Source organism: Flavobacterium sp. CG_9.1 (assembly GCF_015751645.1).
GTDB lineage: Bacteria > Bacteroidota > Bacteroidia > Flavobacteriales > Flavobacteriaceae > Flavobacterium > Flavobacterium xanthum.
In genome coordinates this window covers 1-22,858 of record NZ_JADOVC010000029.1, presented here as the reverse complement: position 1 = coordinate 22,858, position 22,858 = coordinate 1, and the positions used below count along the sequence as shown (strand labels likewise).

The window sequence follows — 22,858 nt, the reverse complement described above, 5'->3', positions numbered from 1 at the left end:
GCTTCGAAAAGTACATTTCGTTACTTTTAGTGTTACTTTTTTATTATAAGTGTCTTTTTTCGAAAAATAAGCAAAGTATTTTAGGAATCGGAACTACCGAAATAATTCCTTTACCTCATTAATATCAAACGATTTTTTCTCGTCGTCGATCGAAATAATACTCGAAGCTACATTTTTCTTTTTTTGTTGCAATGAAACAATTTTTTCTTCGATTGTATCTTTACAAATCATGCGGTATGCCATTACTTTTTTGGTTTGTCCAATGCGATAACAGCGATCAATGGCTTGGTTTTCAACGGCAGGATTCCACCAAGGATCTAAAATGAAAACATAATCTGCTTCGGTTAGATTTAGTCCGGTTCCACCAGCTTTGAGGCTAATGAGAAAGACCCGAACATCGGCATTATTTTGAAAATTCTCGACTCGCTCTTGTCTGTTGGACGTTTTTCCGTCTAAATATTCATAATGAATGTGGTCTTCTTCTAGTCTCGTTTTTACGATTTGAAGCATTTTGACAAACTGTGAAAAAACTAAAATTTTATGATTTCCCGTTTTTTCTTTGATGTTTTCCATTAATGCCTCGAGCTTTACCGAATAATTCCCAAAGTCCTCATCAGTCGGAATTAGCGCGGTCGAATTGCAAATTTGCCGGAGTTTAGTTAAACCTTCTAAGATGTAAATTTGTGATTTTTCGACGCCATTTTCATCAATTTTATTCATTAAATAATCACGGTATTTATTTTTGAAGGTGTTGTAAACCGCACGTTGCTCTTTTTCCATTTCACAAAAAATGATGCTTTCTGTTTTTTCTGGCAATTCGGTGGCAACTTGTTCTTTGGTTCTTCGCAACATAAAAGGCGTAATAATTTTACTCAAAATTTGCGAAGCGTCAACATCTTTTTCTTTGTCTATGGCATCCGAAAAATTATTTTTAAAATGCGTCATATTACCCAGTAATCCAGGGTTCAAAAAGTTAAGTTGTGCATACAAATCAAAAGTGTTATTTTCTATTGGTGTTCCCGTAAGTGCAATTCTGTTATACGAATTCAACAATCTGACGGCTTTGTATCTCTTCGAATTTGGGTTTTTTATCGCTTGACTTTCGTCTAAAACAATATAATTAAATTTAAAATCTTTCAAAAACGCAATGTCGTTCAGCAAAGAGCCATAAGTGGAAATAATTAAATCGTACTTGTTGAAATTATCTTTATTTTCAAGTCTGTTTCCACCCGTAAAAGTAAGCATCTTCAGGGTTGGACAAAACTTTTCTATTTCATTTCTCCAGTTAAAAATTAATGAGGTTGGAGCAATAATTAGGGAAGGTTGATTCTTAGGATTTGTCACTTTCAAATGTTGTAAAAATGCAATAGTTTGCAAGGTCTTCCCTAATCCCATATCGTCTGCCAAACAACCGCCCAATTGGTTTTTATCTAAAAAAGCGAGCCAGTTTAGTCCGTGGTGTTGGTAATCTCGGAGTTTTGCTTTTATCCCTTTTGGAATTGGAATAGTTTCAATTTCAGAAATGTTTTGTAAACGCATTTTCTTGTTGTACAGCTCTTCCAGAAATGCAGGTTTGGTATCCATTTCCTCATACAGTTCTTCAATGATTCCGAACTGATAATTCGACATTTCTATGCCGTTTTTCTTGACTTCACCAGTCTTGAAATAGTTAGCAAATTTTTTCATCCATTCCTCTGGAAGAATTCCCAGTGTTCCATCACCAAGCGCAACATAATTTGATTTTTTCAAAAAGGCCTTCTGTAACTCCTTAATGTTTACTTTTTGATTGCCAAAACTAATGTCGATTTCAATATCAAACCAATCAATATCCGATTTTAAATTGACTCGGATTACGGGTTTGTTCAAATTAAATTTGAATGATTTCAATTCATTGGCTCCAAAAACAGTGATGCCTAATTGCTTCATTCTTTCCGTGGCGTGTAACATCCAGTAATTCTCGAAAAGTTCTTCGGGTGTGAGGAAAAACATACTTTCTTGAGTTTCAAACTTTGGATGGAGGCTTCTGAATTCTTCTATAAAATTATCCTCAAAAGACTGATTACGGTCTTGATATGTGATTTTTGAATCTTCGGTGGCTTCTAATAACAGTTCGTTTGAAAATACTGGTACGAGCGTTTTGCCATACTGAATTACAGGCTTAAAAACAATATAATGTCCTTCTAAATCCGACATGTAGATTTGTTTTTCAATACTTTCATTTTCTATTTTGGCTTTAGATTTCTTGAAAATGGTAGTTTGAATTTCAAATTTTTTAGATAACGGTAAAATTACTTTTTCAATAAAATTGGGCACATCTTTTTTGAAGTAATTAATTTCAGAGTGATTAGCGAAACTATTTAAATGTGCAGAAACATTGGCATTTGGAATGGGATAAGCATTACCCTGAAAAAATATAAACAACGAACTCACAATTATTGCTGTACTGTTAAGGTTAAAATCTTTATCTCCAATTGCTATTTTTGCTTTTAGTTTGTAAAAATATTCATTTTCGCTAAGAGTAAAAAACAATCTTATTTTGATATCCTCTATTTTTGTGGACACCAGATTTTTCCTTGTCAGACTGACTTTGTCTTCATGTTTATATATCAAGAGCGTTTTCCATAATGGTAATAAAAGTTCTAAATGTTCAAATGCTTTTGTTAAGTAACCAATTTCTCTTTTTGATTCATAGCTGGAAATTAGGTCGTTTAGCTGTAGCGATTTTATGATTACCGCATCATTATTTTCATTAAGAAATAAGTGCATAGATTCTCCGATACTGTAATAGTTAAGGTCGGAAATGCTCGATGCAAAATCGGTTTTAGCCTTGTTGTACTTTGCCTGAAAAGGAAAGATACCCTTTAATTTTTTTGCTCTAAATCCAAAATATATTCCCAGTCCAAAATCATGATCAAAATGATCTGACATGGGTAATTTAGCGCTTAGCTCAACCGCTTCATTCGCGTAAATATTAGAAAGATCTTGAAATCCTTGTTGGATATTTTTATATTTTGAAGTTGCTTCAAATCCTTTTTTTGTAATTTGAAAATCGAATATTTTTCCAATTTCCGCGTTATCGGTTATCTGATATGGTTTTAAAAATGCTTCAATTTTTTGCGGTAAATAATTTGTATTAAAGAAATTTTCGCCCAATTTCTTTTTTATAATCCGCAAACTAATACCAATGTGATCGCATGGTTTTTCTGCTTTAGAACAAGTACAACGCGTTTTTAAAATTTTAGTTTCGCTATCATAGCTTATGGTTTGTTCATGGTTTCCCCAATCTAAAAACATTGTTTTTACCTCTGATTGTGACGCATTGCTAATTTGTAGCTGATGGTCATAGTAACTAGTATAACGCGAGGGAAATTGCGAGAGAACGGCATCCGAAAGGAGTTCGTTTTCTAAATGTGTCTGATTTAAAGGTAATTTCTGGGTTGCTGTAAAATCATTTAAATCGTGCAAAATACTATTTGTTTTTTTAATAATGACTTTACTAATATCAGTAAGAGCTGCAATTATATGCTTGCAAACACCTCCGTGATCGTAAGGACAACTGCAATAAGACTCAATTTTTTTAGGATTAGCAATATTAATTTCTATTTGATACGGTTTAGTTGCGCCGCCAAGATATTCAAATTCATATTGCCCAAAGTATACGTTAATAAGCGTAGGGCTAATGTTTTTTGCATTAGCCGTAGAACTTGCAATACTATTTTCTTTTAAATAATCTTGTATTAATTTTAGGTCGGTAAGCTCCATTTTTAAACTTTATAAATCAGTAATTTAAAGCAATCCAGCTCTTTTTAGCAAAGCTTGTGGTCTTGGTTCCTGACCTCTAAAGCGTTTGTATAAAATCATAGGATGTTCTGTTCCACCTTTAGAAAGTACGTGCTCTTTAAATTTAGTGGCGACCTCCTTATTGAAAATACCTTTTTCTTGAAAATATTCAAAAGCGTCAGCGTCCAGCACTTCTGCCCATTTGTAGCTGTAATAGCCAGAGGAATATCCGCCTTGAAAAATATGCGAAAAAGAAGTACTCATAGCGTTTTCCTTTACATCGGGATATAATTGTGTAGCAGAAAATTGTTTGGCTTCAAAAGCTTTAATATTTTTAATATTCGAAGGATCTTCTGCATGCCAACCCATATCCAAGAGCCCAAAACTCAATTGACGCATCGTTGCAATTCCTTCTTGAAAACTAGCACTTTCTTTAATATTGTTCACTAATTCTAGCGGAATCATTTCGCCAGTTTCATAATGGTAGGCGAATAAGGCTAATGCCTCCGGCTCGTAGCACCAGTTTTCTAAAATCTGACTTGGTAATTCCACAAAATCCCAATAAACACTTGTTCCTGATAAACTGGGATACGTAGTATTAGCCAACATGCCGTGCAAAGCATGACCAAATTCATGAAATAAAGTGGTAACTTCATTAAAAGTTAATAAGGATGGCTTTGTTTCTGTAGGTTTGGTAAAATTGCATACAATGGAAATGTGCGGTCTTTCATTAATTCCCTTTTTTATGTATTGCGATTTAAAAGAAGTCATCCAGGCACCGTTGCGTTTCCCTTTTCTTGGAAAGAAATCAGCGTAAAAAATGGCGACAAATTGGTCTTCCTCATCTTTTGCTACGTATGTTTTTACCTCTTCATGGTATTTGTCTACTTCAAAAGTTTCTTCGAATGTGATTCCGTATAATTTTTGCGCTACGGCAAAAGCACCTTCCAACACTTTTTCTAATTGAAAATAGGGTTTTAGTATTTCATCGTCTAAATGGAATAATTGCTGTTTTAATTTCTCTGAGTAATAAGCGCCATCCCACTTTTCCAGCAATGTAACGCCGTCTAATTCTTTGGCGAAAGCTGATAATTGTGCAAATTCTTTTAAAGCAGCCGTTTTTGCTTTTTCTAATAAGTCATTTGAGAATTTTTTTACTTTCTCAGGACTTTCGGACATTCTTTCTTCAAGTACAAAATGGGCGTGGCTTGCATATCCTAAAACTTGTGCTCGATCAAAACGTAATTTGGCAATTTTAAGGACAATTTCTTGGTTGTCAAATTCGTTATTTTGAAAACCTTTGGCACCAAAAGCAATTGCCATCTTTTTACGCAATTCGCGATTATCAGCATAGGTCACAAATGGAACATAGCTTGGGTAATCCAAAGTAAAAATCCAACCTTCTTTTTCTTGGCTTTTGGCCAATGATCGAGCGGCTTCGATCGTTCCTTCCGGTAAACCAGCTAGGTCAGATGCATCTGTAATATGCAACTGATAGGCTTGGGTTTCGGCTAAAACATTTTCGCCAAACTGCAAACTTAATTTTGATAATTCTTTGTCTATTTCTCTTAATTGATTTTTTTTATCCTCGGGTAAATTAGCACCATTTCTAGAAAAACCCTTGTATTTTTTGTCTAAAAGCGTAGTTTGTTCTGCCGTCAGATTTAATTTTTCTCTTTGGTCGTACACTGTTTTTACTCGTGCAAATAAATCAGGGTTCAGTCGAATATCATTTCCAAACTCTGATAATAAAGGAGAAACTTCTTGTGCAATTTTTTGAATCTCATCGTTGGTTTCTGCAGAATTTAAGTTGAAAAAAATACTAGAAATTCGATCTAGAATAGCACCGCTAAAGTCCAATGCTTCTATCGTATTTTCAAAAGTAGGTTGTATAGGGTTTCTGATAATGGCATCGATTTCGGCTTTTGCGAGTTCGATTCCTTTTTGAAAAGCAGGAAGAAAATCCTCGTTTTTTATTTTCGAAAAAGGGGCCGTATTGTATTTTGTATTGAAGTGATGGGTTAAGATGCTCATTTGTTTTTTAATAAAAATAATTTGATGTTTTAAACAGAACAAAGGTAGGGATTTATTGAAAAAAACGAGGATGTTAAAGGAATTGATTTGCCCTAAAATGCTAGAGTAGATTGTGTTATTTAAATGTTATTTATTTCGTTTGTGAGTAATAAAGCCTTAAATTGTGAAAAAAGATTGGTTTTTAACGAAACGAATCTAAAAAACAATAAATTTTAAAGAAAAGATGAACTATCAAATTACAATAAAGAAAGCCTACACCGTTGATGAAATTGAAGATTGTTGGACAAGTGATGATTATATAAAGTTGTTAGAAAAATTCGATTACCCAGATGCTGGTGATTCGGATCCTGCCACTTTGAAGGAGTTGTTATTCATGGCTATATCTGATTTTGAACCTAAAGATGCTGCCGTAATTGCATTGGAATATAAGTTGTCTGAAAATTTGAATGAAGGTCAGATTCAACAGATTTCAAATGATATGTTATTAGATAAAGTATGTGAAGAATATCCTGAAATTGGACTACACGCAACCTTGTTCCATGTGAATCAATTACTCTTCAAAGCGTACAACGGTACTTTTCCTAATGCAAAAGCGACTATTATCGAATGTAGTTTTGTGCCTTTGGAAGAGGAAAGCGAAATTGAATTGACTAAAGAGAATATTTTGAAATTGTTAAACAACGGTTTGTCAGGTAGTAATTTGATCAAAAGATTGTTCGACCTGCCTATGACTGAAAACCTACCTTTTCCAGAAGCTGAAGATATTTTATGGGAAGTACGATCAACGGATAATAGTAATTTTACGATCATAACTTCTGAATATTGGTTGAGTAAAGAAGATATTATAGCATCGGAATTTGAAGGAATTCTAGAAATTCCACTTGACGTTGAATAAATTATGTCAACACTTTTATGCCGTAAAAAAAGCTCCATCTGGAGCTTTTTTTATTTTTGTAGACTTTCAGAGGCGATAATAACCGCTTCTTTTAATCCTGTTTTATACTTGATTATTTTTTCTAATATAGTTCTGTCGTGGCTTCCTAAGATTTGAACTGCCAAAATCCCTGCGTTTTTGGCACCATTCAAAGCAACCGTTGCGACAGGTACACCACCGGGCATTTGTAGAATGGATAAAACACTGTCCCAACCATCTATAGAATTACTTGATTTGATAGGAACGCCAATAACTGGAAGTGGAGACATAGAGGCAACCATTCCTGGCAAATGTGCCGCTCCACCAGCGCCAGCGATAACAACCGAAATTCCACGGGTGTGTGCATTTTTGCTAAAATCAAATAGTTTTTCAGGAGTTCGGTGTGCCGAGACAATATCGACTTCTATTTCTATTTCGAATGCTTTTAAAATATCTATTGCTTCTTGCATGATCGGCATGTCTGAAATGCTTCCCATTATTACGGCTACTTTGCTCATTTTTATGATTTAAAGATTTAAAGATTTAAGCATTTAAAGATTTGTTTGAGAACTGACATATACTTGTTGTTCTAAATTTTTCAATCTTTTAATTTTTCAATCTTTCTATTAACTAATTACTCTTATGGTATTTTTTACCTCTTCGGCAATTCGTCTTGCTTCATTGATATTTTCATTTACGATGGTCACGTGTCCCATTTTTCTAAATGGACGCGTTTGTTTCTTTCCATAAATGTGTGGAGTAACACCATTCCAACCTAATATTTTTTCAATATTTTGATAAACTACGTCTCCAGAAAATCCTGCTGAACCAACTAAATTTACCATAATTCCAGCTACTTTGCTATCTGTATTTCCTAATGGTAAATCTAGGATTGCGCGTAAATGGTTTTCAAATTGCGATGTATAACTGGCTTCAATAGAATAATGACCGGAATTGTGCGGGCGTGGAGCTACTTCGTTTACAAGGATTTCATCATCATCGGTCTGAAACATTTCTACAGCTAATAATCCAACATGATTGAATTTTTCAGAAACATGAAGCGCGATTGCTCTTGCTTTTTTTGCTACTGTATCTTCAATTCGAGCAGGACAAATCACATATTCTACCTGGTTTGCTTCTGGATGAAATTCCATTTCTACCACGGGATAGGTTTTTATTTCGCCCGAAGGATTACGGCAAACAATAACCGCCAATTCGTTTTTAAAAGGAATCATTTCTTCAGCAATGCATTCTACATTGGCTAGATTGTCCAAATCTGAAATTTGTCGAATGACTTTTACGCCATTTCCATCGTACCCAAATTCGGTGCATTTCCAAACGAAAGGGACTTTTGTTTTTGAATCCAAAATCGATACCACTAAACTTTTTAAATCGTCAAATCGTTGGTAATTTGCAGTTGGAATTGCATGGTGCAGGTAGAAATCTTTTTGAATTCCTTTGTTCTGAATCAATTTTAAAGTTTTTGGCGAAGGATACACTTTTAATCCTTCGTCTTCTAGTTTTACCAAGGCGTCTAGATTGACTAGTTCAATTTCGAAAGTTAAAACATCGACTAATTTCCCAAAATTATAAACCGTTTCAAAGTCCATTAAGTCGCCTTTAAAAAATTGATTGCAGGCAATTTTGCAGGGCGCTTCATCACTAGGATCCAGCACATAAGTTTGGATGTCAAATTTCCGAGTGTCAAACAATAGCATTTTGCCTAATTGTCCGCCGCCGAGAATCCCCAATTTAAAATCCGAAGAAAAATAATTCATGATGTCGTTGTATGTTTAAGCAAAGATACTTTATAATGATTGAATTGGGAAATGCTATTTTATTTTCTTCGGAATTTATGTTGTAACTTTTATGACTTTCGATCGATTTTTAGGTTGTTTTTTATGGGATTTACTTAAAAATACAAATTAATGACCATTTATCAATTCACAATTCCGAATTCTGTATCTTTGCCCATTATTTTAAACATCAAAAAATGATACAACTTCACGATAAACAATTTGTTCCGTTTATTTCTGCTAAAGAAATAGAATTTGCTTTAACAAAAATGATTGCCCAAATAGAAGACGATTTTGCTGATGAAACACCCGTATTTGTAGGTGTATTGAACGGTGCTTTTATGGTAGTTTCTGATTTTATGAAGTTATATAAAAAGCCATGTGAAGTTTCTTTTATAAAAATGGCATCGTACGAGGGAACTTCTTCTACAAACGAAGTGAAACAGTTGATTGGTTTAAATCAGGATTTAACGGGTCGTTCTGTAATCATTATCGAAGATATCGTGGATACTGGAAACACATTGGTGGAACTAAAAGAATTGTTCAAAAAACAAAATGTCAAGCATTTTAAAATTGCAACTCTTTTTTTTAAACCAGAAGCCTACACGAAGGACATCAAGATAGATTATATAGGAATCCGAATTCCTAATAAATTTATTGTTGGTTATGGCTTAGATTACGATGGATTAGGAAGAAATTTACCAGAAGTATATAAACTAAAAGAATAACTACACAACAACAACATGACTAACATTGTTTTATTTGGAAAACCAGGAGCAGGTAAAGGAACTCAAGCAGAGTTTTTGAAGGAAAAATACAAATTAACGCATATATCCACCGGTGATGTATTTCGGTTTAATTTAAAAAATGATACCGAACTTGGCAAACAAGCAAGAGTATTTATGGATGCCGGTGATTTAGTGCCAGATGAACTGACTACAAAAATGCTGATTGATGAAGTGAATAAGCATCCAGAGGCTAACGGAATATTGTTTGACGGTTACCCAAGAACACTATCACAAGCCGAGGCTTTAGATGGTTTTCTTACTTCAATTGGTTCCAAAGTTGCCGCAACAATAGCACTAGAAGCTGATGATGAGCTTTTAGTACAGCGCTTGTTAGAAAGAGGAAAAACAAGTGGCCGAATTGACGATCAAGATGAAGAAAAGATCAGAAATCGCTACCAGGAATACAATGAAAAAACAGCGCCTTTAATGGATTATTATCAAGCTCAGGGTAAGTTTTTTGCAGTGAATGGTATAGGTACTATTGCCGAAATTACGCAACGAGTAAGCGCGGTTATTGATAATTTATAGGAGCTATTCCAGCTCTATGTTACAAGTCCTCGATAAAAAAACATTTTTCTAAGTCCTAAAAGGAGCTTCCTTTGGTCGCTCTTTTTTGACAAGAAAAAATAGTTTTTTTATCTCCGGGCTTTTCACTTTGATCTGGGCTAAAAACCGGATTGACAATTTCAAGAACGAAAAATTCAGAAATTAGATTTTTATTTAAAAACGAATCCACTAATACATTGGAAATACTAATAATATTTTTTCTAATATTACTAAATGGGGTTTTCTCCATGTCAGAAATCGCATTGATTTCAGCACGAAAAAATAGGCTTGAAACGGCAGCAAAAAAGGGGAATAAAAGTGCTAAAATCGCTTTGGATTTAGCAAATTCACCCAATAAATTTTTGTCTACGGTACAAATAGGAATCACTTTGATAGGGATTCTTACCGGTATTTACAGTGGCGATAAAATCACGAAAGATGTTGAGGTATTCATCAAAGGCATTGAACTATTAACACCGTATGCACACCCTGTTGCGGTAGGTTTAGTTGTTGTTATTTTGACCTTTTTCTCTTTAGTTCTAGGGGAATTATTGCCAAAGAGAATTGGTTTAAATCATCCAGAAGCGATAGCAAAAGCAGTAGCATTGCCTATGAAAATAGTCTCAATCGTTACGGCACCTTTTATTTGGTTATTAACACATTCTACCGAGTTTTTACTTAACATTTTACAAATAAAGCCCACAGCAGATGGTCGAGTGACCGAGGAAGAAATAAAAGCGATTATCAAAGAAGGAACTGAAGGTGGCGAAGTGCAGGAAATAGAACAAGATATTGTGGAGCGTGTATTTCATATTGGAGACCGCAAAATAAACTCTTTGATGACTCATAGAAAATCAGTTATGTTTTTGCCTTTGCACTCTAATAAAGAACAAGTTAGGGAGTTTATGTTGAAGGAGCTGCATTCAATTTATCCAGTTTATGGAGAAAATTATGATGATATTGTTGGCGTTGTAAATCTAAAAAATATTTTTGCTCATTTTGAAAATGAAAATTTCAATTTGGTTGACATTATGACCGAAGCTCCATTTATGATGGAGCAAACGACCGCATATATCGCTTTAGAAATATTTAAAAAATCGGGTATCCATTACGCATTTGTATCCGATGAATATGGCGTATTTCAAGGAGTAATTACTTTGAATGATATTCTAGAAGCGTTGGTAGGTGATGCATCTGATTTTTATAAAGATGATTTTCAGCTAGTAGAAAGAGAAGATGGAACGTGGTTAGTAGACGGGCATTATTCGTTGCACGATTTCTTGACTTACTTTGAGTTAGATGAATTAATCAATGATTATGAAGTCACAACGGTAAGCGGATTAATCATGACAGAACTCTCTCATATACCCAAACAAGGGGAAAAATTGATTTGGCAAAAATTTGAGTTAGAAGTCATCGATATGGATGGTGTGAAAATTGATAAAGTAATGGTAAAGGCATTACAAGTATAAAAATAGTGAACATCATGGGGAATTTCAAAATGGAATTTCAATGGTGTAGTTGAAAATTGAATAGTAGAAAAAATGACAGAAGGGAATTTTGTAGATTACGTTAAAATATATGTTTCTTCCGGAAAGGGAGGAAAAGGATCTACGCACTTGCACAGAGAAAAATTTATTGAAAAAGGAGGTCCAGATGGTGGAGACGGTGGTCGCGGTGGTCATGTGTATTTGGTTGGAAACAAAGGTCTATGGACTTTATTTCACTTAAAATTCGCCAGACACATCAAAGCAGGTAATGGTGGAGATGGTAGTGGTGATAGAAGTACAGGTGCCGACGGTGATGATAAATTTATCGAAGTCCCTTTAGGAACTGTGGTAAAAGACAAAGAAACTGGAGAAATATTATTTGAAATCACCGAAGATGGCGAGAAACAAATACTTTCAAGAGGAGGTAAAGGGGGTTTAGGGAACTGGCATTTTAGAAGTTCAACAAATCAAACACCACGGTATTCTCAACCAGGATTGCCAGGAGCAGAGATGGACGTTATTCTAGAGTTGAAAGTACTAGCCGATGTAGGATTGGTAGGTTTTCCTAATGCAGGAAAGTCAACCTTGTTGTCAGTTTTGACTTCAGCTAAACCCAAAATTGCTGATTATCCTTTTACGACATTAAAACCAAATCTTGGAATTGTAGCCTACAGAGATTTTCAGTCGTTTGTAATTGCTGATATTCCTGGAATTATTGAAGGTGCTGCCGAAGGAAAAGGACTTGGACATTATTTTTTAAGACATATCGAGCGTAATTCAACATTGCTGTTTTTAGTACCGGTTGATACACCAGATATTAAAGGAGAATATGATATTCTAGTGAATGAGTTGACCAAATACAATCCAGAAATGCTAGACAAAGAGCGTTTGCTAGTAATTTCAAAATGCGATATGCTGGATGACGAATTAAAAGCAGAATTGAAAACAGAACTAGATGTCGCTTTTAAGGATGTGCCATATATGTTTATTTCTTCTGTGGCTCAACAAGGATTGACAGAGTTGAAAGACAAGTTGTGGAAAATGTTGAATGACTAATTTAAGTTTTCTTTAAAATAGTAAATCCGCTTCAAATAACTTGAAGCGGATTTTTTTGCTATTGTAGTGATTTTATTCCTTGACTTGTACCCGAATTCCTTTAGTATGACTGGAATATTCAGGAGCGTACATGCTTTGAATCGTAGAAATACCATTAGAGAAATCACCGATGTTATTTACTCGAATATCATATTCCAGAACATAAGTTCCTTTGTTTATTTGGTCAAAAAAGAAATGAGTTGCGGCATCTTTAGTACTTTTATAAAAGCCCAACCCACCTTTGTATTGGTATGCAGAAAGTACATCTATGGGTTCAAAACAAGAAGCACGCATGTCTTTTAAATGTACAAATTCCATGTCTTCCTTTGCAGAAATTACTAATCTAACGGTGACTAAATCACCGATTTTCAATAGATTATTTGAATTGATTCGTTCCAATATTTCGCCTTTGTCAGTATCTTTCTTTACATATAATTCTTTGGAAACTGATAATGCAGTTCCAGAATTGGTTTTTATTTTATCTAATTCTTCAAAATATTGCCAATAAATACCTCCAAAACCTGGAACTTTAGATTTGTTTTCGATGGAAATAGTTGCCATGTCTTTTTTGATTTCTTCTGCGTTCCAGTTTAGTTTTACATAACCTGTTTCGGCTTCTTTTTCGTTTTCAACTAATTTTTTGGTTAATATTTTTTCGGTTCCAATTTTGAAAATTGTGTTGTCTTTGACGCTCAACCAATCGGTTCCTTGCATCAATAAAGCATAAATTGCTTCGGTGGTGGATTTTGTGGTGGGCCAGTTTTTGCTTTGTTTGTTTTTTAATAACCAAACCTTCATAGCATCTACAGATTTAGTGTCGTTGCTAATTTCTGCGAAAGCCTCAATCAATAGTGCTTGCGTTTCAATAGGGGCTTGGTACCAGAAATAGCCAGATTTATTAGCTATCCAATACATTCCCCAATCTTCATTATTCGAAGCGGTTTCTTTCAAGCTTGCCAGAATTATTTTGGCAGCTTCTTTTTCGCCAAAGCGCTCTAGAGTCAATGCCGCTAATCCTTTTTCGTATAAGGAATAGGTTAACCACTCTTTTTTCGCAATTTCAAGGTACAATTTAGAGGCTTTTTGTAACGTATCCGAAAGCGGATACGTTTTCAGATAATAGCTTCGGGTGTATAAATAATGTAAATCAGAATACGGATTGAACCAAATCAATTTTTCTTTTGTTTTTAATTTTTCTGTTCTGGTTTTATGATTTTCTAAAAACTTTTTATCTAAAAATGGAATTCCGATTGCTGTAATTTGCTTGATTTTGGAAGTGATGTTTTCATTATTACTTAATTTTGAAAGATGTCCTAAACCGGCCAAAATATGTCGGGTTATGTATTCGTTTTCAGTACTTCCTTCAAACCATGCGAAACCTCCGGACGTTGTTTGCTTTTGTTTCAGCTTATCAAAAGTTATTTCTTGTGCGTTTTTCATTTTTTCTAAATCAAAAAGTAAAGCAAGATTTTTCTTTTTCTCTTCTTCGGTTTGAGCATCATTCAACCACGGTGTTTCTGCAAGAATAATCGATTTTAGTTCTTCGTTTTCTTCTAGTTTCGAATTCAACTTTTCATTTTTTCTCCAAGTTTCGAATAGATTAGCAATTTTTGGATTGCTAGAAATAATTTCAGACGCTAAAGCATTCGCATAAAATCTGGCAAAGGTATGTTCCGCGCTTTCGTGTTCGTATTCCATCAAATAGGGCAAAGACTGAATGGCTAACCAAGATGGATTTGAGGTGTATTCTAACGTAAATTGATGGTTTTGCAGACTGGTCGAATTGTTGTTTTTTAGGTTTTCGAAGGTATATTCTTTCTTTGAATTTTTTCGAACCCAAATCGGAATGCTCTCGGTAACCAACATAGAATTTGTTAAAACAGGAAGTAGGTTTTCTTCCCCATCCGAAAAGTTACCTGCCTTAGCTAAAACTTTATACTGAACTCCTTGCAGACCTTCTGGAACATAAATTTTCCAACTCACGGTTGTATTTCCAAAAGGAGCGATTTTAAAGTTTTTTACTGAATTCGCATTTTCCATTTTAGCATCTATTGGTTGCATTGTTGTTGCATCAAAAAGTTGTAAAACAGCAATTCCAGTTTTGGCTTCATTGGTAATATTCGCCACTTTTGCCGTGATATAAATGCTGTCTTTTTCCCTGAAAAAACGAGGAAAATTTGGTGTAACCATTAACTCTTTTAGAGTAATGACACTTTTTTCTAAATAGCCGCTTGTTGCCTCTTTATTGTGCGCTAATAGCCGAAGTTTCCAAGCGGTTAAAGCTTCAGGCGAAGTGAAATTGAAACTTACTTTTCCTGTTTTATCTGTTTTTAGATTCGGATAAAAGAAAGCAGTTTCTGAGAGATTTTTTCTGGCTTTCACTTGAGTCAAGGCTTCTAAAGCTTTTTTGGTTGTGATGATAATGACCCCGTTAGCTGCTTTACTTCCATATAATGCGATGGCTTTCTCTTCTTTTAGAACATCAATAGCAATAATATCGGTCGGAGAAATTAATCTGAATTGCTCTTCCGTTATTACTTCGCCATCAACGATATACAAGGCATTTTTGTAGTTGCCTGAAATATTAGAGTTTCCTCTAATTGTTATTCCATTAGCTTTTCCTTCTAATTTCATATCTATTCCTGCAGTATTATAAATTTGATTGTCTACTTCTTCTAACAGGGATGCATTGCCAGTTCCCCTTGGCTCTACAGTTAATACAGCGTCAAACTCAGTTTTTATGATTTCGTTGAAGTTAAAGCCAAACCATATTAGTTTTGTAGTTTCATCAATAAGTTCCATGCGATTTGGAATAGGATTTAGATTCCGAATGTAAATTGAGGTTTTATCGAATCCGATACTAGTTTTAAAATTAGCAGAATTGTAATTATAATTATTGAATTTCAGGGGATTCTAGTCTCTTTTAGCAAACTGATTTAAAGAACTGTCATACATTGAGGCTAAGACTTCAGCTTCTTTTGCAGTATTAGTTGATTTTATTTGAAACGACCAATTTTCATTGGTTCCGGGTTGTAATTTGTTTCTGAAACTTTCAACTGTGAATTGCAATTTGGATTCCTCCTCTCTAAGAATTACGTCTATTTGGTCGTAAAAAGTTTGATTTTCAAAAACACTTTCAAAAGCAATTTTCATGCTTTTTTCAAATTCTTTTTTCAAAGGAATTTTGACAATGATTTGATTGTTTTGCAAGTGGAAATTATGCTCAAAATAGAGGAAACTTTGGTAATTTCCGGTGGTGTTGATATACAGTTCCGGAATAATCGAGGTTAATTGTACTAAAACAAAACCATCTTTTTTGGCATCAGTATTAATTTGTTTTGCCGTGAATAGTTTACTCGAATCAATTTTGTCTTTGTTTTGTATCAATTGGAAATTAGTACTGGTTTCTATTGGATTTTCAAAAGCATCTCTAGCGGAAAATACCACTTTGTAATTCCCGGATTTGTAATTGGAAATAAAATCTAAAACTAATATCTTGTCTTTTTCTGTGTCAATTTTTTTAGAAAAGACTAAAGTTGGACTTGGTTTTTCAACAGTTGCTTTTTCATTTTGTTCGTATGGAAATAATCGCTCAAACTCTTCTTTTGAAATCGATTCGATTTCTGGTTGTGGAAAAACTCGGGATTTAAATTTATCCAAAAAAGGACTCACATAATAAAGGTTAATCTCGCCTTTTACAGCTAAAAATTCTCCATTGAGATTGGTGCTTTTTAGTTCAATTTCATTTTCATTTTTGGTTTCAATTCGATTTGGTATAGTTGCAGTAAGTGTCAAAGAATGATAGCCAACCCTAACATTTGTTTGAGCTTGTTGGGTCTCCCCATTACTATCAGTCACGGATGCTGAGATAGAATATTCAAAAATGGGTAACTGTTCTTTAGAGCTGTTTTCAAATGGTTTAGCGATAAAATTTATATCGAATTTCCCCGAAGCATCTGTTGTAGTCTCACCAACTAAAAGATTTTCTGATTTGCCGTTTTGTTGGTAATAGTAACCGTTGCTTAAGGTGTAAGGGATTAGTGTAATCTTATAACTTACTTTTGCATCGGAGATGTTGCTTCCCGAAAAAGCTTTGGCAATTCCAGTTACACTTACTTTTTGATTGACTTTATATGTTTTTTTTACTGCCTCAAAAGTAACTTCAAATTTAGGACGTTTGTATTCTTCCACTTGAAATGATATTTGAGAATTCTCATAATTTACATTGTCCCAAAACGGGTGCTCGTCTTTTATTTTATCGTAAAAAACATCTTTTTCATAATCATCAGGTTCATCAGCAATGATTCTGAAATTTCCTGTCATTCCACTTTTTGGTAATAAAAATTCTCCAGAAAAAGAGCCGTATTCATTAGTAACGGCTTCAAATTCTTTGAAGGCAGTACCGTTAGGGTCTTGAATTGTAATTTTGAATGCTGTTTTTGCAACCACGCTCGTTTTGTCTTGGTCTTTTCTAAAAGCAATTCCTTTGTAATAAACCGTTTGTCCCGGACGGTAAATAGCGCGGTCCAAATAGAATTCGACTTTACCTTTTGCTTTTTGGTTTTCTAAAGTAGCATAATCATTATAGTAATTTGAGTATCGATTGTTTAGTAACAGTGAATCGTTTTCAGTTGTAAATTCAATAAGACTGTAATTGCGGTTGTTATTTTCTTTGGTAAACGTTGCATTACCACTTTTGTCATTTATAATGGTTTGATTTAATAGTTTTATTGAAACATTTTCTAGAGATTTTCCCGTTTTTCTGTCTAAAACTTGATAGTTTTCTTTCTTATCGTTTTCCGAAGTTAGTACGGTGATATTAGAAACTGTAATAGTTTCGTAAGCAAATGCTTTTGCATTCTTGAGGTCTGAATTGCTTTCAAAATACACCAAATAACTGCCTGTTTTTAATGGCGGTAAAAGGACTTACGTGCTGTATTCAAAATAATTATTTTTTTCTTCAAGTACATAGTTTTTACTGGCAATTGCTTTTTTGTTTTTGATGATTGCAGCTACTAAACTGTCTTTGTTGTGAGGAGAATTTCGGAAATTTTTTGTCATGTTTTGATCAATTTTAAAGAAAGAAACTGACAGGCGATTTAAATTTTTATACCGAATAAATGCTCTGGTATTTTCATCAGTATAGCTGAATTTTTGAAGCTGAATGTTCAAGGATTTAGCTTGAATATTTTGTATTTTTTGTAAAGCTATTTTGTGAGCATTTGAACGATTATTAATTTTTAAAATGCTGTCAAGTGTTGCGATGGCTTGAATGTTATAATCAGGATGTGCTTCTTTTGAAGCGAGATTGTTGAGAATAATTGCCTTTTCTAATTGTATTTTTTGAATCAAAATGGTGTCCTTGGATTCTTTTTGCATGGATCGTAAGGATTTCATAAATCCTTCGTTTGAATCTAACAAAACGTTGTTGCAAAATTGAATTCGGTCGAATTGGTTTTCTAAAGTAGGAGTGTTTTTCTCTTGTTTTTGGTATAATTCAAGCACTTTTTTTAGTTTTTCATTTTTTACAAAATCAAAATTGAGTTGTGCAAAAGATTCTGAATTCTCTAAAAATCCTTTTTCATAAGGCAAGAATTCTTTTTTTTGAATTTCCCATTGCCTAATCTGTGGCGTATATAGCGCAATGTTTTCTTTTACTAAATAGTTAAATAGATTGTCTTTTTTAGTTTTTTCTTCGTCACTATAATCAAATATTTGAAGATACGTGCTCAAGGAAGTTTGTTTTAATATTGTTTCATTAAGAAGTGTTTTTTTTAAAGCACCATCTATTTGTTCCGAAAAGTCTTTTGGAGTCCAAGTTAAAAATTGATCGTCAAAACTCACCGTATTGGTTCTGTTGTACAATAAATATGAGTTTTGATTTCGATAATCAATTAAACATTTCGCATAAACCAAATTCAAAATTGCTTTAGATGGAATGGAGACTTTGTTGATTTCAGTTTTTAAATTGTTGATAATTTTGGTTTGAGCATCTTCATCCAAAACTTGTAAATATTTGGATTCATAGAAAAAACATTTTATGATTTGAACTTCATCTTTATCTCGAGTAGCTTTTTGACGGATTTTAGAAACTATTTCATTGGCTGATTTTATTTTCCCTTCGTTTTCAAATTCAATTACTTTAAGCCAGTTTTTGTCATAGTTTTGTCCAAAAATTGAAGTAGATACTAAAATAAGGAGTAAGAAAATTTTTTTCATAAGTTGATTTAAAATAAGTTGTAAATATTTTTCAATTATGGAGAATTAATATTAGAAATATTTCTTACTAAATTACTAATATTTACTTAAAATCAAATCTAACTTATCATATTTCCCTATTTTTGAAGAATGAAACATATTATTTATTTATTTGTATTTCTACCGGTTATGATGTGGGGACAATCAGATTTCGAAAAAGCAGAAAAACTGTATAAGGCAGATAAAATGGATCAAGCTGAGGTGGCTTTTGAATCTGTTTTGAGGTCTAATCCATCGGATTTAAAAACCATTGAATATCTTGGAGATATTGCTGGTCATGATAAATTGTGGGATAAGGCGATTGGCTATTATAAAAAACTCAAGCAACTCAAACCTTCTGAAGCTAATTATTATTATAAATATGGTGGCGCTTTAGGAATGAAAGCCAAAGATTCAAACAAGTTTAAAGCCCTTGGAATGATTGACGAAGTGAAGACCTCCTTCGAAAAAGCAATCACCCTAAATCCTAAGCACCTTGAAGCGCGTTGGGCATTAATTGAGCTGTATATTCAGTTGCCGGGAATTGTAGGTGGAAGCGAATCGAAAGCTATCAAATATTCCAATGAATTATTACGATTGTCGCCTGTTGACGGTTATTTGTCACGAGGACACATCGAAGAATATTTTAAAAGATATAAAACAGCAGAACAACAATACAAAAAAGCGATAATGGCTGGAGGTTCCAAAACAAGTTATCAAAAATTAGCTAGCTTGTACAAAAACAAAATGCGGGATCCTGAAAAGGCAAAAACAGTATTAGAAACATATAATAAAAAAAATCAGGACTAATTATAATTTCTTCTGAATCCAAAATTAATAAACCAAAATTAGAATGCGTACACATTTTATAGCTATCGGCGGAAGCGCGATGCACAATCTGGCTTTAGCACTACATAACAAAGGATATCAAGTTACTGGAAGTGACGATGCAATTTTTGAACCATCAAAATCAAGATTAGATAAAAAGGGGATTTTGCCTCCAGAATTAGGCTGGTTTCCTGAGAAAATAACTTCAGCTGTTGAAGCAGTTATTCTTGGGATGCACGCCAAAGCAGATAATCCAGAATTATTAAAAGCACAAGAATTAGGGCTAAAAATATATTCTTATCCTGAATTTCTTTACGAGCAATCCAAAAATAAAACACGAGTAGTTATTGGCGGATCTCATGGGAAAACAACAATTACTTCAATGATTTTGCATGTTATGCATTACCATGACATAGCGGTAGATTACATGGTTGGTGCACAGTTGGAAGGCTTCGATACGATGGTTCATCTTACGGAGGAGAATGATTTTATAGTTTTGGAAGGAGATGAATATTTGTCTTCTCCAATTGACCGCAGACCAAAATTTCATTTATACCAACCCAATATCGCTTTGATTTCAGGGATTGCATGGGATCATATTAATGTTTTTCCAACCTATGAAAACTACGTAGAACAGTTCGAAAGTTTTATTGGTAAAATCACTAATGGCGGAATTCTGGTGTATAATGAAGATGATGCTGAAGTAAAACGGGTTGCTGAAGCCGCGACAAATCCAATTCGAAAACTAGCCTATCATACGCCAAAATATGCTGTCAATGATGGCGTAACATTACTGGAAACTCCAGAGGGCGACATGCCAATTGAAGTTTTTGGAGCGCATAATTTGAATAATTTGGCTGGAGCCAAATGGATCTGTCAAAATATGGGCGTTGATGAAGCTGATTTTTATGAAGCCATTGCCAGTTTCAAAGGCGCATCAAAAAGATTAGAAAAAATTGCCGAAAGCAAAACGAAAGTTGCCTATAAAGATTTTGCCCATTCACCAAGTAAGGTTTCAGCAACTACAAAAGCGGTGAAAGAGCAATATCCAAACCGAACGTTAGTAGCTTGTTTAGAATTGCATACGTATAGTAGCTTGAATGCTGAATTCCTGAAAGAATACGAAGGTGCATTGGAATATGCCGATAAAGCATTCGTTTTTTATTCGCCAGATGCCGTGAAAATCAAACAGCTTGAAGAAGTTACTTACGAACAAATTGCTAAAGCGTTTAATCGTGAAGATTTAATTATTTATACTAATCCAAAAGATTTCAAAGACTATCTTTTCAACTTGAATCTTGAAAATTCTGCTTTACTATTGATGAGTTCCGGTAATTACGGTGGATTAAACTTTGATGAGGTAAAAGAATTGGTAAAGTAAAAGTGGTATGAAAGAAAATATTAGAATTGTTAAGACTACCAGTGAAAACCTAGATTTTGTCAATTTGATTGCTGCTTTGGATAAGAGTTTATGGGAGCGTTATCCGGAATTAAAATCGGATTATTGGGGTAATAATATTTTGGAATTAAATCCAAATGTCGTTATTTTTTATCTAGAAGACAAAGCCGTTGGTTGTGGTTGCTTTAAAAAATACGATACAAATAAAATTGAAATAAAGCGTATGTTTGTTTCTATTGAAGCGAGAGGAATGGGTTTAGCGCAAACTATTTTAATGGAATTAGAACGTTGGGCAAAGGGCTTAGGATATTCATTTTCTGTTTTGGAAACTTTATATAAACAAAAAGAAGCGATTGCTTTATATCAAAAAGCTGGATATGTCATAGTTGATAATTATGAGCCTTATGTAGGTTTAGAAAATAGTATTTGCATGCGGAAACCAATTTAAACAACAAACTAAATGGCTGAAAATTCCTTTTTCCCTATAACGAATTGGTCTGAAGATGATAAGCCACGCGAAAAACTGATGCTCAAAGGCAAAAGTGTCTTAAGTGACGCGGAATTAATTGCTATTTTGATTGGTTCTGGAAGTAGAAATGAATCGGCGGTGGATTTAAGTAAACGGATTCTAGCAAGTGTGGACAATAATTTGAATGCGTTGGGAAAATTATCATTTTCTCAGCTTATTCAGTTCAAAGGAATAGGAGAGGCAAAGGCAATTTCAATTATAGCAGCTTTGGAATTAGGAAGGCGCAGGCGTTCTGAGGATGCAATAGAGTTAAAAAAAATCACCTCTAGCAAAATTATTTTTGAGATTATGCAACCTATTATTGGTGAATTACCCCATGAAGAATTTTGGATCATTTACATGAATAATTCAAATAAGGTGATTGCTAAATCGCAGTTAAGTAAAGGCGGTATTACGGGAACGCTAGTGGATGTTCGTATTGTCTTTAAAACGGCGCTAGAAATGGGAGCTACAGCCTTAATACTATGCCACAATCATCCTTCTGGTACTTTGATTCCTAGTGATGCAGACAAGCAAATTACAAGGAAATTGAAATTAGCTGGAGATAGTTTAGAAATAAAAGTCTTGGATCATGTCATTGTAACTGAAAACAGTTATTTCAGCTTTGCAGATGAAGGAATATTTTAAAATTTAAAAATGAAACAAACACACATAAAAGATGTATTTTTCGATTTAGACCATACACTTTGGGATTTTGATAAAAATTCAGAGTTGACTTTCGAGGGGATTTTTAATAGAAATCATCCCGAAATTGAAACCAAACAATTTATTGAAAAATACGTACCCATAAATCAAGAATGTTGGAAGTTGTATCAATATGATAAAATTACTCATCAAGAACTGCGATACAATCGACTGAAACACTCTTTTGATGCTATAAATTATACAATTTCCGATGAAGAAATAGATGCTATTGCCAAGGATTATCTTCGTTTTTTGCCCGATAACAATCACCTTTTTGATGGAACAATTGAAGTTTTAGAGTATTTAAATCAAAGGTATACACTTCACATAATTACAAATGGATTTGCGGAGGTTCAATATAAAAAGATAAGTAATTCTAAGATTGAGTCTTATTTTCGAACCGTTACTAATTCTGAAATGGCTGGAGTTAAGAAACCAAATCCACTAATTTTTGATTTTGCTTTAGATTTGGCTAAAGCCAAAAAAGAAAGTAGCATTATGATTGGAGATAGCTTAGATGCTGACGTTCAAGGAGCGATTGACGCAGGATTAGATGCTGTATTTTTCAACGAAGCAAAAATTGAAGTTGGAACTCACATTAAACAAATTAACCATTTATTAGAAATCAAAAAATATTTATAAACTATGAAATATCCATGATTTAGCAAACGCAAACACCGATGAGTTTTTCGTAACTTAGATGTCCTAAAAAACGACATTATGAAAACAGTTGAATTCG

The 22,858-nt window shown here is 33.8% G+C and carries 17 protein-coding genes; 10 read left to right on the top strand and 7 right to left on the bottom strand.

Annotation, left to right across the window (positions count from 1 at the left end):
- Positions 1–93 precede the first annotated feature (93 nt).
- Both IWX83_RS13840 and IWX83_RS13835 read right to left on the bottom strand, forming a co-directional pair.
- Positions 94–3,762 (bottom strand): SNF2-related protein, encoded by a 3,669-nt coding sequence (locus tag IWX83_RS13840; RefSeq protein WP_196830479.1) that lies wholly within the window; start codon positions 3,760–3,762, stop codon positions 94–96.
- A gap of 24 nt (positions 3,763–3,786) precedes the next feature.
- The gene (locus IWX83_RS13835; protein ID WP_196830477.1) at positions 3,787–5,814 is read right to left on the bottom strand and encodes a M3 family metallopeptidase; all 2,028 of its coding nucleotides are present in this window, start codon (positions 5,812–5,814) and stop codon (positions 3,787–3,789) included.
- A gap of 223 nt (positions 5,815–6,037) precedes the next feature.
- Between IWX83_RS13835 and IWX83_RS13830 the strand changes: the two genes are divergently transcribed.
- On the top strand, positions 6,038–6,709 hold the full coding sequence (locus IWX83_RS13830) for a hypothetical protein (RefSeq protein ID WP_196830475.1): 672 nt from the start codon (positions 6,038–6,040) through the stop codon (positions 6,707–6,709).
- Between the two features lie 50 nt (positions 6,710–6,759).
- On the opposite strand, the gene purE is transcribed toward IWX83_RS13830, so the two are convergent.
- Positions 6,760–7,245, bottom strand: a complete 486-nt coding sequence (gene purE / locus IWX83_RS13825; RefSeq protein WP_196830473.1) for a 5-(carboxyamino)imidazole ribonucleotide mutase — start codon at positions 7,243–7,245, stop codon at positions 6,760–6,762.
- A gap of 108 nt (positions 7,246–7,353) precedes the next feature.
- A complete protein-coding gene (locus tag IWX83_RS13820; protein ID WP_196830470.1) occupies positions 7,354–8,505 on the bottom strand; it encodes a 5-(carboxyamino)imidazole ribonucleotide synthase in 1,152 nt (383 codons plus the stop codon).
- 215 nt (positions 8,506–8,720) lie between these two features.
- Here IWX83_RS13820 and hpt point away from each other — a divergent pair, with 215 nt between their 5' ends.
- The 4 genes from hpt (at position 8,721) to obgE (ending at position 12,403) form a co-directional block, all read left to right on the top strand.
- Entirely contained in the window at positions 8,721–9,251 is a 531-nt protein-coding gene (gene hpt / locus IWX83_RS17295; protein WP_084129483.1) for a hypoxanthine phosphoribosyltransferase, read from the top strand.
- Positions 9,252–9,266: 15 nt separating this feature from the next.
- Positions 9,267–9,839 carry an adenylate kinase gene (locus IWX83_RS17290; protein ID WP_084129481.1) on the top strand — a complete coding sequence of 191 codons (573 nt, stop codon included), beginning with the start codon at positions 9,267–9,269 and terminating at the stop codon, positions 9,837–9,839.
- 215 nt (positions 9,840–10,054) lie between these two features.
- Positions 10,055–11,329, top strand: a complete 1,275-nt coding sequence (locus IWX83_RS13810) for a hemolysin family protein (RefSeq protein ID WP_073351588.1) — start codon at positions 10,055–10,057, stop codon at positions 11,327–11,329.
- Positions 11,330–11,401: 72 nt separating this feature from the next.
- A complete protein-coding gene (obgE, locus tag IWX83_RS13805) occupies positions 11,402–12,403 on the top strand; it encodes a GTPase ObgE (RefSeq protein ID WP_132067556.1) in 1,002 nt (333 codons plus the stop codon).
- Positions 12,404–12,475: 72 nt separating this feature from the next.
- On the opposite strand, the gene IWX83_RS13800 is transcribed toward obgE, so the two are convergent.
- The 3 genes from IWX83_RS13800 to IWX83_RS13790 all read right to left on the bottom strand — a co-directional run bounded on the left by IWX83_RS13800 (position 12,476) and on the right by IWX83_RS13790 (position 18,661).
- On the bottom strand, positions 12,476–15,244 hold the full coding sequence (locus IWX83_RS13800) for an alpha-2-macroglobulin family protein (RefSeq protein WP_196830469.1): 2,769 nt from the start codon (positions 15,242–15,244) through the stop codon (positions 12,476–12,478).
- A gap of 111 nt (positions 15,245–15,355) precedes the next feature.
- Positions 15,356–17,332: an MG2 domain-containing protein gene (locus tag IWX83_RS13795; protein ID WP_370568430.1), complete on the bottom strand. Its 1,977-nt coding sequence runs from the start codon at positions 17,330–17,332 to the stop codon at positions 15,356–15,358.
- Between the two features lie 36 nt (positions 17,333–17,368).
- Positions 17,369–18,661, bottom strand: coding sequence for a hypothetical protein (locus IWX83_RS13790; protein ID WP_196830465.1), 1,293 nt, complete (start codon positions 18,659–18,661; stop codon positions 17,369–17,371).
- A gap of 129 nt (positions 18,662–18,790) precedes the next feature.
- Between IWX83_RS13790 and IWX83_RS13785 the strand changes: the two genes are divergently transcribed.
- From IWX83_RS13785 to IWX83_RS13765, 5 genes are read left to right on the top strand one after another with little or no spacing between them, the layout of a single operon-like run.
- Positions 18,791–19,489 carry a lipopolysaccharide assembly protein LapB gene (locus tag IWX83_RS13785; protein ID WP_073351475.1) on the top strand — a complete coding sequence of 233 codons (699 nt, stop codon included), beginning with the start codon at positions 18,791–18,793 and terminating at the stop codon, positions 19,487–19,489.
- A gap of 43 nt (positions 19,490–19,532) precedes the next feature.
- A complete protein-coding gene (gene murC / locus IWX83_RS13780; RefSeq protein WP_196830463.1) occupies positions 19,533–20,888 on the top strand; it encodes a UDP-N-acetylmuramate--L-alanine ligase in 1,356 nt (451 codons plus the stop codon).
- Positions 20,889–20,895: 7 nt separating this feature from the next.
- Positions 20,896–21,354, top strand: a complete 459-nt coding sequence (locus IWX83_RS13775) for a GNAT family N-acetyltransferase (protein WP_196830461.1) — start codon at positions 20,896–20,898, stop codon at positions 21,352–21,354.
- Between the two features lie 12 nt (positions 21,355–21,366).
- Complete coding sequence (gene radC / locus IWX83_RS13770; RefSeq protein WP_196830459.1) at positions 21,367–22,062, top strand: DNA repair protein RadC; 696 nt, start codon at positions 21,367–21,369, stop codon at positions 22,060–22,062.
- 9 nt (positions 22,063–22,071) lie between these two features.
- A complete protein-coding gene (locus IWX83_RS13765) occupies positions 22,072–22,761 on the top strand; it encodes a YjjG family noncanonical pyrimidine nucleotidase (protein ID WP_196830457.1) in 690 nt (229 codons plus the stop codon).
- Positions 22,762–22,858 lie beyond the last annotated feature (97 nt).